At 36.1% G+C, this 14864-nt stretch carries 15 protein-coding genes; all 15 read left to right on the plus strand.

Going from position 1 to position 14864, the window contains the following annotated elements:
* The first annotated feature begins 17 nt into the window (after positions 1-17).
* The 15 genes from K9L86_07760 (at position 18) to mnmA (ending at position 14689) form a co-directional block, all read left to right on the plus strand.
* A complete protein-coding gene (locus K9L86_07760; GenBank protein MCF7908747.1) occupies positions 18-953 on the plus strand; it encodes a D-alanine--D-alanine ligase in 936 nt (311 codons plus the stop codon).
* Between the two features lie 74 nt (positions 954-1027).
* Positions 1028-1837: an FtsQ-type POTRA domain-containing protein gene (locus K9L86_07765; protein MCF7908748.1), complete on the plus strand. Its 810-nt coding sequence runs from the start codon at positions 1028-1030 to the stop codon at positions 1835-1837.
* 24 nt (positions 1838-1861) lie between these two features.
* A complete protein-coding gene (locus tag K9L86_07770) occupies positions 1862-3007 on the plus strand; it encodes a hypothetical protein (GenBank protein ID MCF7908749.1) in 1146 nt (381 codons plus the stop codon).
* A gap of 25 nt (positions 3008-3032) precedes the next feature.
* Positions 3033-4955, plus strand: a complete 1923-nt coding sequence (locus K9L86_07775) for a hypothetical protein (protein ID MCF7908750.1) — start codon at positions 3033-3035, stop codon at positions 4953-4955.
* Positions 4945-6282, plus strand: coding sequence for an HD domain-containing protein (locus K9L86_07780; GenBank protein ID MCF7908751.1), 1338 nt, complete (start codon positions 4945-4947; stop codon positions 6280-6282). The genes K9L86_07775 and K9L86_07780 overlap by 11 nt, the downstream gene beginning before the upstream one ends.
* A 63-nt stretch (positions 6283-6345) precedes the next feature.
* Positions 6346-7461, plus strand: a complete 1116-nt coding sequence (locus tag K9L86_07785; protein MCF7908752.1) for a glycosyltransferase — start codon at positions 6346-6348, stop codon at positions 7459-7461.
* The gene (locus K9L86_07790; GenBank protein ID MCF7908753.1) at positions 7461-8300 is read left to right on the plus strand and encodes a lysophospholipid acyltransferase family protein; all 840 of its coding nucleotides are present in this window, start codon (positions 7461-7463) and stop codon (positions 8298-8300) included. Before K9L86_07785 ends, K9L86_07790 begins: the two co-directional genes overlap by 1 nt.
* Positions 8301-8341: 41 nt before the next feature.
* Positions 8342-9004, plus strand: a complete 663-nt coding sequence (locus K9L86_07795) for a glycosyltransferase family 2 protein (GenBank protein ID MCF7908754.1) — start codon at positions 8342-8344, stop codon at positions 9002-9004.
* 20 nt (positions 9005-9024) lie between these two features.
* Positions 9025-9651, plus strand: a complete 627-nt coding sequence (locus K9L86_07800) for a protein-L-isoaspartate(D-aspartate) O-methyltransferase (protein ID MCF7908755.1) — start codon at positions 9025-9027, stop codon at positions 9649-9651.
* Positions 9641-10150, plus strand: a complete 510-nt coding sequence (locus K9L86_07805) for a small multi-drug export protein (GenBank protein MCF7908756.1) — start codon at positions 9641-9643, stop codon at positions 10148-10150. Before K9L86_07800 ends, K9L86_07805 begins: the two co-directional genes overlap by 11 nt.
* A 14-nt stretch (positions 10151-10164) precedes the next feature.
* Positions 10165-10635 (plus strand): transcription elongation factor GreA, encoded by a 471-nt coding sequence (greA, locus tag K9L86_07810; GenBank protein MCF7908757.1) that lies wholly within the window; start codon positions 10165-10167, stop codon positions 10633-10635.
* A 24-nt stretch (positions 10636-10659) separates the two neighbouring features.
* The gene (locus K9L86_07815) at positions 10660-11880 is read left to right on the plus strand and encodes a U32 family peptidase (GenBank protein MCF7908758.1); all 1221 of its coding nucleotides are present in this window, start codon (positions 10660-10662) and stop codon (positions 11878-11880) included.
* Positions 11881-11942: 62 nt separating this feature from the next.
* Positions 11943-12491, plus strand: a complete 549-nt coding sequence (locus K9L86_07820) for a hypothetical protein (GenBank protein MCF7908759.1) — start codon at positions 11943-11945, stop codon at positions 12489-12491.
* Positions 12492-12701: 210 nt separating this feature from the next.
* Positions 12702-13607: a quinolinate synthase NadA gene (nadA, locus tag K9L86_07825; protein ID MCF7908760.1), complete on the plus strand. Its 906-nt coding sequence runs from the start codon at positions 12702-12704 to the stop codon at positions 13605-13607.
* Positions 13608-13642: 35 nt separating this feature from the next.
* On the plus strand, positions 13643-14689 hold the full coding sequence (gene mnmA / locus K9L86_07830; GenBank protein MCF7908761.1) for a tRNA 2-thiouridine(34) synthase MnmA: 1047 nt from the start codon (positions 13643-13645) through the stop codon (positions 14687-14689).
* Positions 14690-14864 lie beyond the last annotated feature (175 nt).

Consider the following 14864-nt stretch of genomic DNA (forward strand, 5'->3'; position numbering starts at 1 on the left):
TAGATTTAAACTAATCTATGAGTAATCTAAAAGATGTTAAGATTGGAGTTCTCGGGGGAGGCGTTTCCCCAGAGAGAGAAATTTCACTTATTTCGGCCAAGGCGGCGTTTGAAGCTTTGGAAAGAAATAACCTTAAGCCAACCTTTATCGATATCAACACTTCTCAAAGAGAAGAGGTTAGGGGGCTGCTTAGTGGCAAAGAGTTAGATCTTGCCTTTATAGCCTTGCATGGAGAGTTTGGTGAAGATGGGGGGATTCAGAGAGTAGTTGAAAGTTTGAATATACCCTATACTGGTTCAGATCCCGAGGCTAGCGCCTTAGCTATGAACAAGGCTTTGTCAAAGCACAGTTTTCAAAAAGCCGGCATTCTTACTCCAGAATTTCATATTTGTTGTGATCGAAGTAGGGTCCCCGCTGATTTAACCTATCCTTTGGTAGTTAAACCATATCGTTCCGGATCCAGTTTAGGTGTATCTATCGTTAGGAGCCAGAATGAACTCGACGCTGCAGTTGATTTAGCCTTTTCACATCAGGATATAATTTTGATTGAAGATTATATTGAGGGGCGTGAATTAACGGTGGGTATTCTTGATGATCAGGCTTTGGGCGTAGTCGAGATAGTTCCGAGTAGTGGTTATTATGATTTTAATGCAAAATATTCTGATGATTTAACTGAATTTATTGCGCCAGCTGCGATTCCTGATGGTATTTATCAGGATATCCAGGCGATTAGCTTAGCAGCCCACAAAGTTTTAGGCTGTCGGCATTTTTCACGGGTTGATTTACGTCTCGATAAAGAAATGAGAGCGCACGTTTTGGAGGTTAATTCCATACCGGGACTTACCTCTCACAGTCTTCTACCGCTTTCAGCCAAGGTAGCGCAGATAGAATTTGATCAGTTAATTCTAAAAATGAGCGAGCTAGCCTTAAAAGATCGAGTATTTATAGTCTAGGTATTTATTAATAAAAACTGTTTTTGATATTTTTAATGTGAGAAGCTTAACTAAATTATTTAAGGAGATTGTGCATGGGGAGTAGAAGACGTAAAAAGTTTAAACAGTTAAAGAAATTTAAAATTAAACTGAATCCGGTTGCAATTTGGACTGGATCTTTTCTACTTATTTTTTTAGCTTTATTTGGCAGCTTGGGCTACGCCGTCTATACTTCAAGTATTTTTAAAGTCGGATCAGAGACTGTTCAGTCCAACCTAAAATTGAGTCAAGAAGTTAGAGCTAAGGTGGAGGGTGAGTCATTATTTGCTTTAAATATACAGCAGATAGTTAATTATATTTTAAAAGAGAATCCGGAATATAAAGCAGTGACCATTCTAAAAAAATTTCCTTCAACGCTTATAGTTAATATAGATAAACGAATAGCTTATGCTCAGATAAAAGGAAGAAGGTTTTTCCCTTTAGATGAAGAAGGTATTCTTATTGATGAGGGGTCTTTTCAGCCTTTCGAAAATTTAATTGTTGTCGAGATTGGTAAAGATCCTCGGACCTTTAGCAAGGGCTATAAGTTACGTAGTAAAAATCTTGATTATGCCTTTGAGCTTATTTCTAGTTTGAAAAGGAGTAATATTTTTAATTCTCTGAGAGTGGAGTCGATTAATGCTACTCAACCGGAAGCACTTTATTTTATAGTTAATTTAGGGGGCGCTTTAAAGGAATCGGGGGGATTAGATAAAAAAATAAAGGTAATTGTTGGAAAAAATGATTTTTCGAGAAAATTAGCCCGTTTTGAGAGTGTAGTTAATATAAAATTTAAAGATAAATTGGACCTTATCCAATACGTTGATCTACGTTACAAGGAAGTCTACGTTGGATTTAATCGTTAAAATTTAATTTTATCTATTTTAAGTATGAAGGGAGCTTGCGCAATTGCGATAGACGATGGTAAGGTGTTTTTTTCTTTTGGCCTTTTAAAAAAACCTGCCTTTTTATTTATTGAGGAATTTTCAATAACTATTTCTCAAAAATCAGCCGATTTATTTAGTTCGATTAAAGATAATGCCGAGATGATAAATCGGACAATTGATAATGTGGCCAAGCGTCATAACTTAAAAATAGATAAAGTTTTCCTTGAGCTGCCTCAAAGCTTTATTAATACAAAGATTGTGACGGATATAGTGCCTTTGCGGGGCAAGCGGAAAGTTTCTTTTTCTGATATAAAGCTTATCAAAAAATATCTTGAGGATAAATTTCTTGATTGGGATGATTACTGTATTCATAATATTGGGCTTCAGTTTACGACTAGAGGCGCAACTTATCAGGAGCCTCCTTATGGTGTTTGGGCTAAAAAATTAGCAGTTAAATCTTTGTTGGTGAGCATAAAAGATAAGGTTTATAAGGAACTTGAAGATATCTTTGATAATTTTGGTAGACAGTTCCTTGGTCTGGTTTCTTCAATGGTAAGCACATATGCTAATGTTTTTACTAAGCCGGATAAACCACAAGTTGTTATGTATTGTGGCTATCAGCAAAGCAGCTTTGTAGTTCGTAAAAAGGGGGATTTTGTTTTTTCGGAAGAGGTCAATTTTAACTTAAAATCTTTAATCGATAAATTAGCAAAAAGATTTTTTCTTGATTTTGCTTTAGCCGAAGAATTATTCGAGCGTTACATTTCTTTCAAAGAGATACCTTACTTTAAGGAAATAACCATAAAGAAGGGGACGGGCTATGCCAATTTAAGCATCCAGACTATGAATTTATTTATGAAGGACTATATTAAGAGTGAGGTTGAGAATCTTTTCCAGTTAATAAATTTGCATACTGATGGCGAAGAGTTTATTTTTTCATTTTTAGGCCAGTTAGGAAATAAAGATGGTTTTTATAAGTTCCTTAGGGGGTGCGTTTCTTGTGAGCTGGCAACTAGCCTAGAGCGTTCGGTCCAGTCAACATCTTTCGGGTGTTTGCGGTATGGTTTGTCGCCATTTTTAGAGTTGGATTATAGAAAAAATAAGTCTTTTTTACAACGCGCGGTTAGTATTTATCGAGAGTATTTTTAGTCTTCCTTGAGGATGTGTTTGCACTATGGATAAACAAAAACAATACGAATCATTTTTGAAAAGCCTACGTGTAGCGCTCACTAATGTCTCTATTTATTTTAAAGACCATCCGATTTTTGTAAAATCTACTCAGGATTTAAAAAGAAAAATAGTTGATCTTTTCCAGTTTACGAGTCCCTTGGAGGTTGAAATCACTTATAATTCTTTATCTTGTAATGGAGAGCAACTCAAAATTTCGGATTTAGTTGAAAATGTGCGTAATTTTCTACATCAACGTAAGGTAAAGAGAATTAAAATTGAGAAAGGGGTTTCGGTTGAGGATCTGACTATTTTTCTTCAGAAAGTCAGCCTATCCCCTAAAGATATTGTACTGAATGGCGGTTTAAAGGTAATCCTCGATCAGGAGAAAATGCAGAATATTGATGTAGAGGATTTAGATTATTCAAACCTTTTGGTGGACGAAAGTCTAGAGTATAAGTATAGCTGGTTTTATCTTTTGAGGAAAGGGTTAAAAAATAATGATACTGCCAAGTTGCAACTTTTAGCGGATACTTTTGAAAAAATGTTAACTCAATTTGATATTGGGGATCCAGTTGACCTGAAAGAGCTGGAGCTAATCGTCGGTGATTTTTTTAAGTATTTGCGGCAAAATGATAAAAATAGATTCTTGGGGTGTCTCGGCGCTTTTGTGAAACTAATTTTGGAATCACCCCAGGCGGTGAATTTAGACGTTAGCAAGATTAAGGAAACTATCATTGACTTAGAGCCGGATGATTTAGCGTCAATTATATTTTCTAAATTAGAAAGCGTTAAGAATTTTGACTCATTAAATTTTAATATATTCTCCAAGCTGGTTAAGCGCGAAAATCATGAAAAAATAGCGAATTCTTTAGCTAAAAAGCTTGAACAAGAAAGATGGATTAAGGATAACCCGCAGGCCATCGAGAAGATTAAAAGTATTTTTTCTTTACCTGAAGATTCTTATATATCAGAAGTTTACCAGCACAGCCTTTCTTCAATTTTATCAACTATTTCTCTGGGGGACGGAAGTTCTTTTGACCGTAAACACTTAAAAAGTAACTATCGGCTTATGCTTTTAGATTTATTGAGGCTCGAGACTGAGCATGAGCGGCTTGATATAGTTATCGATCGAATCTTAGCAGAACTCTCGGATTGTTTTCATAATAAGGATAGAGATTATGTTGATAAATTTATTGATGTTTTTCAGAGCCGTCGGGGCAACGACAGAGATTCGGCTTTTTTTCCCAGCGAGATCGATCAGCGAATAAGTGATTTTATTGAGGATGTGGTTTTTTCAAGTGGAGTAACTTTTGATTTCGCGAGACTCATTTCAATTATGCAAAAAAGTACTCGGGATTATCAATTTTATCTAAATAAGATTTTTAAAGAGCAGCCACCTAATAAATATGCTTTTCAGATATTTTTTAAGTTTTTTTCTAAAGAAACGAGTCGCTTTTGCCAGCAGGTTAAGCTTAACAGTAGTAATGTTAAGCTTAACAAAGTCATTGTTGAGAGATTAAAAAGCATTAATCCCCAAATAGCTTTAATAGTTTTTAAACGCATTTTTGCTTTTTCAAATAAGTTTATAAAACTAGATATTCTTAAAACGATACAGGAGTTAAAACTTTACGATGAAGCATTTTTATTTTTAATTTTGAGCACTGAAAAGGCTATTCTTCGCAAGCAGGCTTTTTTGGTTTTAGTAGAACATCGTTCAGCGCGAGTTAAGCTGGCCCGTGAACTTTTGTCACTTGATAATTCTTTTGGTATACAGACGAGACTTCTTAAGGAGAATATGAGGCTTATCGACGAAAAATATTTTCCCGAGGCTAAAAAGTATCTGGTTGTTATAACTCAATATAAATTCTTTTGGAACCGGGCTGTCAGAAGAAAGGCTAATGCTATTTTAACTAAATATGGAAATTAATATAATCGAGAAATTTTTACGTGAGTTTATCTCGACCTGGCAAGTTGCAAAGATTTACGGGATTGAACATCCACGATTTTTGAGCTCTTTAGACGTAGTGTTCGATAATTTAGAGCCAATACTTATTGCGAAAAAAGAATTAATTATTGGGGTGGTTGGATCGGAATTTGCCTGCGGTGAAGATATCTTTTTTGAACTTAGCCAAAAATCAGGTTTAGCAATTGCTCAGTTAAAAGAAAAAGGCATTGAAAGAATTATTTTCCAAAAAGGTGTAGACAAAGAAGAGGTTTCCCAGTTCATATCGCTCTTGGTGGTTCCGCAAACTCAAATTGAGGGTGAATTCAAAGATTACTTATCGGTTATTGGCATAAAAAATATTAGAGTGGGCAAGATTATTGAGTCGGATTTAGGTCCGGTTGATAAAGATGGATCGAATTTTGATAAAATTGATAAGTATAAAGATTGCTTAGATAAGGTATCTAAATCTTTGGATTCTTTAATTGATGAGGATAAGGTTGATTTTTTAAAGGTTAAATTTGTTACTAATGCGATTATGGACAACTTATCGGATAGTTATCAGATATTTTTATCGCTTTCGGAAGTAAAAAATTATGATAGTGCAACTTTCGTGCATCTTTTAAACGTAAGTGTACTTTCGATTTATTTTTCACATAAATTAGGTTTGGGCCGTGATGATTGTCTTGATATAGGAGTTTCAGCTCTTTTGCATGATATCGGAAAGCTTTCTATTTCTCGAAAAATAATTCAAAAGTCAGGCAAACTAAAGGATGAGGAGTTTACCAAGATTAAAAGCCATACAATTTTAGGGGCAGAGATTCTTTTGCATCATTCTGATAAGTTAGGGGTTTTACCGGCAATCGTTGCCTTTGAGCACCACTTGGGGTGGGATAGCAAGGGGTATCCTAAGATTAGTTTTTCTCGGAGGCCGCATTTAGCCTCTTCGATTGTCCATATTTGTGATGAGTATGATGCCCTTACTCAACGCCGTTCTTATAAGAGAGATTATCCGCCAGAGATAGTTTATCAAATAATGAATAAGCAGAAAGGGGCTAAATTTTCTCCGAAATTGCTGGATAAGTTTTTTAAAATACTAGGTCTTTGGCCAAAAGGAAGTATCGTGCGTTTGAGCGATTCCAGAATAGCTGTGGTGCGTCAGCCGAATGAGGAGGATATCTATCGACCCCAAGTTGAGATTGTTTCTGATTCGGCCGGAGAGATGGTCGATTTATCAAGTAATCCTGAGATTGGGATACGTCACGCCCTTAATCCTTTGACTGAGGGCAAACAGTATCTTAGATTTATATAATAAGGGTAATTTTGTTTTGGCAAAAATATTTACCCGTTAAAGTAATTATGGTATTATTTATTGATGAAAAGAGTTAGCGTTTTACATATTTCTGAGTTTGGTGGTCACAGTAAAGCTGCCCAAAATATCAAGGAAGCCTTTCTTTTCAAAGACCCCCGGATAGACGTTGTAACTTTAAACGGCTTAGGTCATTTTTATCCGCGAGGAGAGAAAGTGGTCGACTTTGCCTATATGATGACCATAAAACACTTTCCTTCTGTTTGGGGTAAGGCCTATGATCGCAAGAAAGTCATAAAAGCTTTAACCCCTTATCGTAAAATTGTTCACAAAATAACCTTTGGTAAGTTAAACCGTTTGATAAATGAGTCTCGGCCGGATTGTTTTGTTGCTACCCAGGCTTTTCCTTGCGGTTTAATTGCTGATTTTAAAAAGAGTAAGGGTTTAAAAATACCCTTAGTTGCCATTGTCACCGATTATCATCCGCATCGTTTTTGGGTTCATCCTCATGTTGATCGTTATGTTGTAGCTTGTCAAGAAGCACGGAAAGTTTTAATTGGCCAAGGTGTTGTTCCTGAAAAAATAAAGGTATTAGGGATACCAATCTCGGTTAAGTTTTTAGGTAGTTATCCTAAGGAAGAGATTGCTGATGAGTTAGGGTTTGTAAAAAATTTACCTTCATTATTGATTATGGGCGGAGGCCTAGGTTTAGGTCCAATACAGTTTATTGCTCAGGAGCTGGATGCTTTAAGTCATGATTTTCAGATTATAGTCATCTGCGGTAAGAATAAGAAACTTTACGAATGGTTCTCGAAGAACAAAGGACTTTTCAAGAAGCCAATTTTTACCTTTGGCTATACCCATAAGATATACAAAATAATGGATTTTTCAGATATTATTATTACCAAAGGCGGTGGGATAACTATTTCTGAAAGTTTAGCTAAAGGATTATGTATTATTGTTACTAATCCGATACCCGGTCAAGAAGAGAGAAATGTTAACTATTTAAATAACGTTCAGGCAATAACTAAGGCCGATAAGGCAGAGGAGGTTGCTGGAGTTGTCGGCAGGTTCTTTAGTAATCCCAAAGATATGTATCGTTTTCGAGAGCGGGCAAAAGAATATTCGTTTATTGATTCTTCTTTGAGGATAGTTGATTTAATTTTGGAGCTAATCAGTTAATGTATTATCTTTTTGTTTTCGGAAGCCTGCTAGCCTCAATTTTTCCCCGGAATATTTGTTATTTGTTTGCTAAAATAGTGGCCTTATCTAATTTTTATCTATTCGTTAAAGATAAACGAAATATAGATTATAATTTGGGGGCCATCGTTTTTGATCCGAAAGAGAGAAGAAGGCAAGTTAAAAACGTATTCATAAATTTTTCTTACTATTTAGCTGATTTTTTCCGCTACCCTAAGTTAAATGAAGCCTTTATAAAAAAATACGTAAAAGTTATCGGTTTAGATAATTTAGGTTCGGTTATTGATCAACATAAGGGGGTAATAGCCCTTACTGCTCATTTAGGAAATTATGAGTTGGCCGGAGCCGTGATTTCGCTTCTAGGGTATCCGGTCTCTGCGGTTGCTCTTCCCCATAAAGATAAACGGATAAATAATTTTTTTGATCATCGGCGTAATATGGTAGGGATGCAAGTAATTTCTACTGGTAGTGCTGTGCGCGGTTGCTTCTCAGCGCTTAAAACTGGAAGGGTATTAGGTCTCTTGGGTGATAAAGATTTTTCTGGGGGTGGTTTAAAGCTCGAGATGTTTTCTCGTCAGGCTAAACTTCCTCGCGGGGCTGCTTTTTTTGCTTTAAAAACCAATACTCCGATTGTGCCGGTATTTTTCGTTAGAGTCGATAAGTATTTTTATCATCTTATAATTGACAAGCCGATTTTTTTAAATAAAGATACTGAAAGTGATGAAGTAACTATAATTAATAAATATATAGCTGTTTTAGAAAAGTACCTAAAACAGTATCCGGGTCAGTGGTACATGTTTGATCGATACTGGCTGGATTAAGAAAATCTTAAAAATAAAAGTTAGAAGAAATTAGTTGGGCGATGAAGATTTGGGTTGTTATTCCGGCTTACAATGAGGTTTTGAGTTTAGAGTCGCTTCTTAATCGGCTGGGCGATAAAAATTTATCTATACTTGTAATTGATGATGGTTCGATTGACGCAACCTATAAGGTAGCTAAGGCTAAAGCCGATGTCGCCATCAAAAATGAGAAAAATCTTGGGAAAGGATTAGCTTTGAATAAGGCTATTTCTTATCTTTTTGATCATCAAGAGTTTGACTATCTTATTTTCATGGATGCCGACGGCCAGCACAGTCCGGAGGACATAGACAAGTTTTTCGAAGAAGCCGAGAAGGGTAGTTCTTTCGTCATCGGCAATCGAATGGTTGAACCTTTGGGTATGCCCTACAATCGGGTCGTTACCAATAAGTTTATGTCCTGGCTTATTTCAAAGATAATTGGTCAGCAGGTTCCCGATAGCCAGTGTGGCTTTCGAATGATCAAACGTCAGGTTTTAGAGAAGATAGCTATTAAGACTAAAAAGTTTGAAATAGAATCAGAAATCTTAATTAAGGCGGCGAAACTGGGCTTTGATATAAAAAGCATGCCGATAAAAACTATCTATTTTAAGAACCCGCATAGTAAAATTCGCCCTTTTAGGGATGCGATAAGATTTATAACCTTTATAGCTAAGGTAGATAAGTGAAGCAAACCAACTTTAGCAAAATGAGAGAGCGGATGGTTTCTGAACAGATAAGCAGCCGCGGTATTGTTGATAAAAGAATTCTTAATATTTTTAGGTCTGTGCCTCGGCATGAATTTATCCCCAAAGAGCAGCTACTTAGTGCCTATAGTGATTGTCCACTTTCAATTGGATACGGCCAGACAATTTCTCAGCCTTATATGGTTGCTGCAATGACTAAAGAGTTACAGCTTAAATCGGAAATGACTGTTTTGGAAGTAGGAACCGGCAGTGGTTATCAAACCGCTATACTTTGTGCACTCAGAGCGCGAGTCTATAGTATTGAGCGGATTAAGCAATTGGCTGATCAGGCTAAAGCGGTTTTAGATAGTCTAGATTATCGGGCAGAGGTGAAGATGGCTGATGGGACGCTTGGCTGGGAAGAGTACGCCCCTTATGATCGGATTATTATTACTGCCGCAGCTAGTTCTATACCAGAGCCTTTAGTCAAACAGCTCAAGATAGGCGGAAGGCTTGTTGTTCCGGTTGGCGGTCAATCTCGCCAAGAGCTTACGGTTTTAGATAAGATTTCAGATAAAGAAGTTAAAACCGAAAATATTTTTAGTTGTGTTTTTGTTCCTCTAATCGGTAAATACGGATATGAAAACTAAAGTTTTTGCATTTTTAACGGCACTATTTTCTAAAAAACTACTAATTGTTTTAGTGGCCGCGCTTCCTATTTTTGAGTTAAGATTAGCCATACCTTTAGGGATAATTAAATTTAATCTGCCGTTACTGGAGGTGTATTTTTTATCTTTAATTGGCAATCTAATTCCGATAGTGCCTTTGCTTTTATTGTTTAAGTATTTCTTTCATCATTTGGAAAATATAAAATTTATCGGTAAGTTTTTTAGTTGGTGGTTTAGGCGAGTTGAGCAGAAGTCAAAAATAGTCGATAAGTGGGGATTTTGGGGTTTAGTTTTATTTGTTTCTATTCCGTTACCAATAACCGGAGCTTGGACTGGAACGGTTGCCGCTACTTTGTTTGAAATGAAAACAAAAAAGGCGGCTTTGGCGATTGCTATCGGAGTAGCTTTAGCCGGATTGATAGTGACGGTTTTAAGTTTACTTTGTGCGGATTCAGTAAGAGGTTGGCTGACATTTATTTAAGGAGTTAAGTTATTATGGAAAGAGTCTATTTAACTAGAGGTGGGTATGAAAAGTTGATTCAAGAGTTAGAGTATTTAAAAAAAATAAAACGAAAGGAAATTACCAAATCAATAGCCCATGCTCGTTCTTTGGGTGATTTGAAGGAAAATGCCGAATACCATGCAGCAAAAGAGGCAATGTCTTATAATGAAAAACGGGTTTCTGAGCTTGAAGATAAACTTAGCCGAGTTGAAATCATCGACGAGAACAGCGTAGCTTCCGATGCTGCTTATATCGGTTCAAAGGTTAAACTGGTTGATTTGGATACTGACCAGGAAGTTGAATATACCCTGGTTGGCCAAGACGAGGCTGACCCAATAAATGATTTAATTTCAGTAGTTTCTCCAGTAGGTAAAGCTATCCTTGGACATAAGAAAGGTGATGCTATCGAGATAAATGTACCGGCCGGAAAATTAAGTTATCGAGTAGTCGAAATATCCCGCTGATTTTTAACCTTTTTGTTAATGAAGATGAAAAAAAATTTAAGCAAACCAGAGTTGGTCGCCCCAGCTGGAAATTGGAGTGCTTTAAAGAGTGCTGTTAATTCTGGTGCCGACAGCGTTTATTTTGGCGTAAAAGGTCTTAACATGCGCAATTTGGCTTCAAACTTTGATCTAAGTGAAATCAAAAAACTGGTTAGTGTCCTGCATAAGAGTAAAAAACGTGCTTACCTGGCCCTGAATGTAATTATTTATAATAAAGAAATAAACAAGGTAAAGAAGATCTTAACTGAGGCCAAGAAAGGTAAGGTTGACGGAGTTATCCTTTGGGATATGGCGGTTTTTAAATTAGCTAAGGAATTAGATTTACCAATCCATTTATCTACCCAGGCCAGTGTTTCCAATTTTTTGGCTTTAAAAAATTATAGTGCTCAAGGTGTAAAAAGAGTGGTTTTGGCCAGAGAGTGTCGTCTCTCAGAGATTAAGGCTATTGCCAGTGAAATAAAGAAACAAGCCATTAATTGTAAAATTGAAGCTTTCGTTCATGGGGCGATGTGCATTAGTGTTTCCGGAAGGTGTTTTTTGTCGGAATACTCATTTTCTAAATCAGCTAACCGAGGTGAATGTCTTCAGCCTTGTCGAAGAAAGTTTTTAATCACCGACAGTGACGATGAGTCACAGTATATTTTAGGTAAGGATTATTTATTGAGCCCAAAAGATTTATGCACCATAGATTTTATTGATCAGTTGATTGAATCTGGCATAAGTGCTTTTAAGATAGAAGGCAGAATTAGATCTTCAGAGTATGTTTCAGTAGTAACTTCGGTTTATCGAAGAGCCATAGATGCTTATTTTTTCGGTTGTTTAACTAAAAAGTTAAAAGCCGAGCTAAAGAAAGAGTTGGCCACTGTATATAATCGGGGGTTTTCCAGCGGATTCTATTTTGGTAAACCTAAAGACTCGACTAGCCGAAATTTAGATAGTAGCTATGAAAAGGTTTATGTTGGAGAAGTTATAAAGTTTTATAAGAAAATAGGTGTAGCTGAGATTTGGGTGAGAGACCATGATCTAAAAAAAGGCGACCGAATTCTTTGCGTTGGCAAAGCTACCCCAGCTTCCTTTGCTATGGTTAGCGATATTCAGATAAATCATGCTTTTGTTGACCAATTAAAAAGGGGCGAAAAAGGTGGCTTAAAAGTCCCATTTACCTTAAAGCGAAACGATAAGGTTTTTATTTGGCGGAAGAAGTAGAAATGCCCCTAAAGGCAAATTTTTTAGTAGATTGGTTGAGAAAATAAAAACAAGCATTAACGATGAGTTTAAATAAATGGGATTATTTTTGGTCTGAGTATATGGTTTGGACACTTCGTTTAATCTGCTATTTTTCTGATTATCATTTTTATGCCTATACCAAGAATAGATTTTTTTCAAACAACCTATTTATTTTTGACGTTATTATTTGGATTTATAGTATTTTTTGTTTGTCAATAATTGAAAAAACAGTTAATAAAAAATACAATCCTAAATATGAAAATTTAAAGCTTACAAACGAAGAGTTGGCTTACAGGGTAGGAAGAGAAAGAATTCTCTTTAGTTGTTTTATCTTTTGCGGAATTAATTTTTTACTTGGGATGGCAATTTCTTTGATTTCTAGTGGGGTTGTAGATCAAAGTATATTTTGGGGTGTTTTTAGCTTAATTGGCTCAATAGTGGCAGTATTCCTTGGAATCATATTCCTCGTTGCCAGAGATGTTAAGACTAATAAGAAAATGCCAATTTTGTATCCTTTTGGCATCTTTGTTTTTTCATTACCCACAGTGTATATTATTATAATGATGTGGTCAGTGTTTTTTCTAAGATAAGAACTAACTAGTTGACTTTTAGACTAGTTGCAATAAAATAAGCAAAAGGATTTAAAGCAAAGTAAGCTTTACTCTATAAATTTGGCGATCAACGATGATGGCCTATCCTTATTGATTGTGAGGATAGGCTTTTTTATTTATCTTTGTTGATGAAAGGTTAAAGTAATTGACATAATATTGAGGTTTATTATAATGGCTTAAATCATTGTCATGGATATTTTGCAAGACAAAGTAGTTAAATTAAAGAAGAAGAAGAAAGCGGTAATCTTGGCGCATAATTACCAGATTTCGGCGGTTCAAGATATTGCTGATTTTATCGGCGATTCTTTAGAATTATCCAAGATTTCACGTGATCTTAAAGAGAAGTTAATTGTTTTCTGCGGAGTGAGGTTCATGGCTGAGACGGCTAAGATACTTTCACCTCAGAAAAAAGTAATCTTGCCGATTCTTGATGCTGGTTGTCCTTTGGCGGATATGATAACTACTGCTGATTTAATCGCGCTTAAAACCCGATATCCTGAGGCTTGGGTTGTTAGCTACGTGAATAGTTCTGCTGAGATAAAGGCTTTGAGTGATGTTTGTTGTACATCAGCCAATGCTATTACCGTAGTAAAAAATGTTCCAACTAAACAGGTAATTTTTGTTCCTGACAAAAATTTAGGTTGGTGGGTTGCTAAGAATGTTTCCGGTAAGGAAATTATTCTTTGGCCTGGGCATTGTCTGGTTCATGAGTATTTTACAAAAGAAGATGTAACAAAATCAAAAGAGCTTCACCCTGAGGCAGAGATTATGGTTCACCCTGAGTGTCGTCGGGAAGTTATTGAGGCTGTTGATCAGGTTCTTTCTACGGCCGGGATGTCTAAGGCGGTTAAAAATTCAGATAAGAAAGAGTTTATTATTGGTACTGAGGAGGGTTTAGTTTACCGTTTAAAAAAAGAAAATCCTAACAAAACATTTTACTCCTTAGGCAGCCCTAAGGTTTGTATGAATATGAAAAAAACAACCCTTGATGATGTTTATCGATCTTTAGACAATTTAAAGTATGATATAGAGTTAGATCCTGCTATCATGAGTAAGGCACGCCTGGCTTTAGAGCGAATGGTGAGTTACGTTTAGAATTCATTAATTTGCTTGTCGGATCTTTATTTAATATGGCAAAAAAACGAATAGCGGTGGGGTTAAGTGGTGGAATTGATTCTACGGTAGCTGCTTATCTTCTTAAACGAAAGGGCTTTGAAGTATTAGGATTTACACTTAAATTTTACCCACAAGAAAATCGTTGTTGTGATTTAGATAGCTTAGATCAGGCTAAGCGGCTTTGTCATTTTTTAGATATTCCGCATTACGTGCTAGACGTTGGCGATTCATTTCGGACAAAGGTCATAGATTATTTTAGTGAAAGTTATTTAAAAGGGCAAACCCCCAACCCTTGTGCTTATTGCAATCGTTTTATCAAGTTCGGTATTTTCTTTGAGAAAGTAAAGTCTTTCGGGGCTGATTATCTAGCTACCGGTCATTACACTGGTTTAGTTAAAAAAAGAGGTACTTATCTTTTTAGAAAGGCTAAAGATTTAAAGAAGTCGCAAGAGTATTTTCTTTCTTTGGTTAGGCCGGACATTTTAAAGTTTTTGATATTTCCTTTGACTAATTACACTAAGCCACAGGTAGAAAAAATCGCTAAAGATAAAAAGCTTCTTTTTAAGCAAAGAAAGGAAAGCCAAGATGTCTGCTTTGTTAAGGATAAGCAATATCCGCAGTTTATTGAAGAGAATCTTAAGTCACCGGCTAGTTATGCTGGTAATATTGTAGATCAAAACGGAGATGTTTTAGGAAAACATAAGGGTATATATTATTATACCTATGGTCAAAGGAGTGGCTTGGGGGTTGCCCACAAGCACCCGCTTTATGTAACTGCCATAGACAGCCAGAGTAAAAACGTAATTGTCGGGAATAGGGACAGTCTTTGCCAGAGTGAGTTTTTAGTTCATTCGGTTAATTGGTTTACTGACCCAGGCAAGAGAAAGGTTAAGGTTAAAGTACGCTATAATGCTCAAGAAGTACCTTGTAGCTTAGATTTGACAGGGAATCGGGTTAAGGTTAGGCTTGTCAACAAAATAGACTCAATAGCTCCCGGCCAAGTAGCGGCCTTCTATTATAAGGATTTACTCCTGGGAGCTGGGATAATCGTAAAAGCATAGACGGTAATTCTAGTATTGTGGTATAATGTTTAAAACAAAAGGAGATGATACGATAATTGTTCAATGATAGTTGGTGAAAACTCTGGATTATCAGTAGAATAAATAGATAGTCACAGAGTAGATAGGTTATAGGTTGTATTGTTTTTCTGGGGCTTAATTGACCCCGTAAAGGAGA

The organism is Candidatus Omnitrophota bacterium (assembly GCA_021735655.1).
Lineage (GTDB): Bacteria > Omnitrophota > Gorgyraeia > Duberdicusellales > 4484-171 > JAHKAJ01.

Bases quoted from the DNA above. Each gene is read 5' to 3' on its own strand.
- K9L86_07795 (MCF7908754.1), top strand. From the start codon at position 8,342: ATGAAGATTTGGGTTGTTATTCCGGCTTACAATGAGGTTTTGAGTTTA.
- K9L86_07775 (MCF7908750.1), top strand. From the start codon at position 3,033: ATGGATAAACAAAAACAATACGAATCATTTTTGAAAAGCCTACGTGTA.
- mnmA (MCF7908761.1), top strand. From the start codon at position 13,643: ATGGCAAAAAAACGAATAGCGGTGGGGTTAAGTGGTGGAATTGATTCT.
- K9L86_07820 (MCF7908759.1), top strand. From the start codon at position 11,943: ATGAGTTTAAATAAATGGGATTATTTTTGGTCTGAGTATATGGTTTGG.
- K9L86_07780 (MCF7908751.1), top strand. From the start codon at position 4,945: ATGGAAATTAATATAATCGAGAAATTTTTACGTGAGTTTATCTCGACC.
- K9L86_07815 (MCF7908758.1), top strand. From the start codon at position 10,660: ATGAAAAAAAATTTAAGCAAACCAGAGTTGGTCGCCCCAGCTGGAAAT.
- K9L86_07785 (MCF7908752.1), top strand. From the start codon at position 6,346: ATGAAAAGAGTTAGCGTTTTACATATTTCTGAGTTTGGTGGTCACAGT.
- K9L86_07790 (MCF7908753.1), top strand. From the start codon at position 7,461: ATGTATTATCTTTTTGTTTTCGGAAGCCTGCTAGCCTCAATTTTTCCC.
- K9L86_07800 (MCF7908755.1), top strand. From the start codon at position 9,025: ATGAGAGAGCGGATGGTTTCTGAACAGATAAGCAGCCGCGGTATTGTT.
- K9L86_07805 (MCF7908756.1), top strand. From the start codon at position 9,641: ATGAAAACTAAAGTTTTTGCATTTTTAACGGCACTATTTTCTAAAAAA.
- K9L86_07770 (MCF7908749.1), top strand. From the start codon at position 1,862: ATGAAGGGAGCTTGCGCAATTGCGATAGACGATGGTAAGGTGTTTTTT.
- greA (MCF7908757.1), top strand. From the start codon at position 10,165: ATGGAAAGAGTCTATTTAACTAGAGGTGGGTATGAAAAGTTGATTCAA.
- K9L86_07760 (MCF7908747.1), top strand. From the start codon at position 18: ATGAGTAATCTAAAAGATGTTAAGATTGGAGTTCTCGGGGGAGGCGTT.
- K9L86_07765 (MCF7908748.1), top strand. From the start codon at position 1,028: ATGGGGAGTAGAAGACGTAAAAAGTTTAAACAGTTAAAGAAATTTAAA.
- nadA (MCF7908760.1), top strand. From the start codon at position 12,702: ATGGATATTTTGCAAGACAAAGTAGTTAAATTAAAGAAGAAGAAGAAA.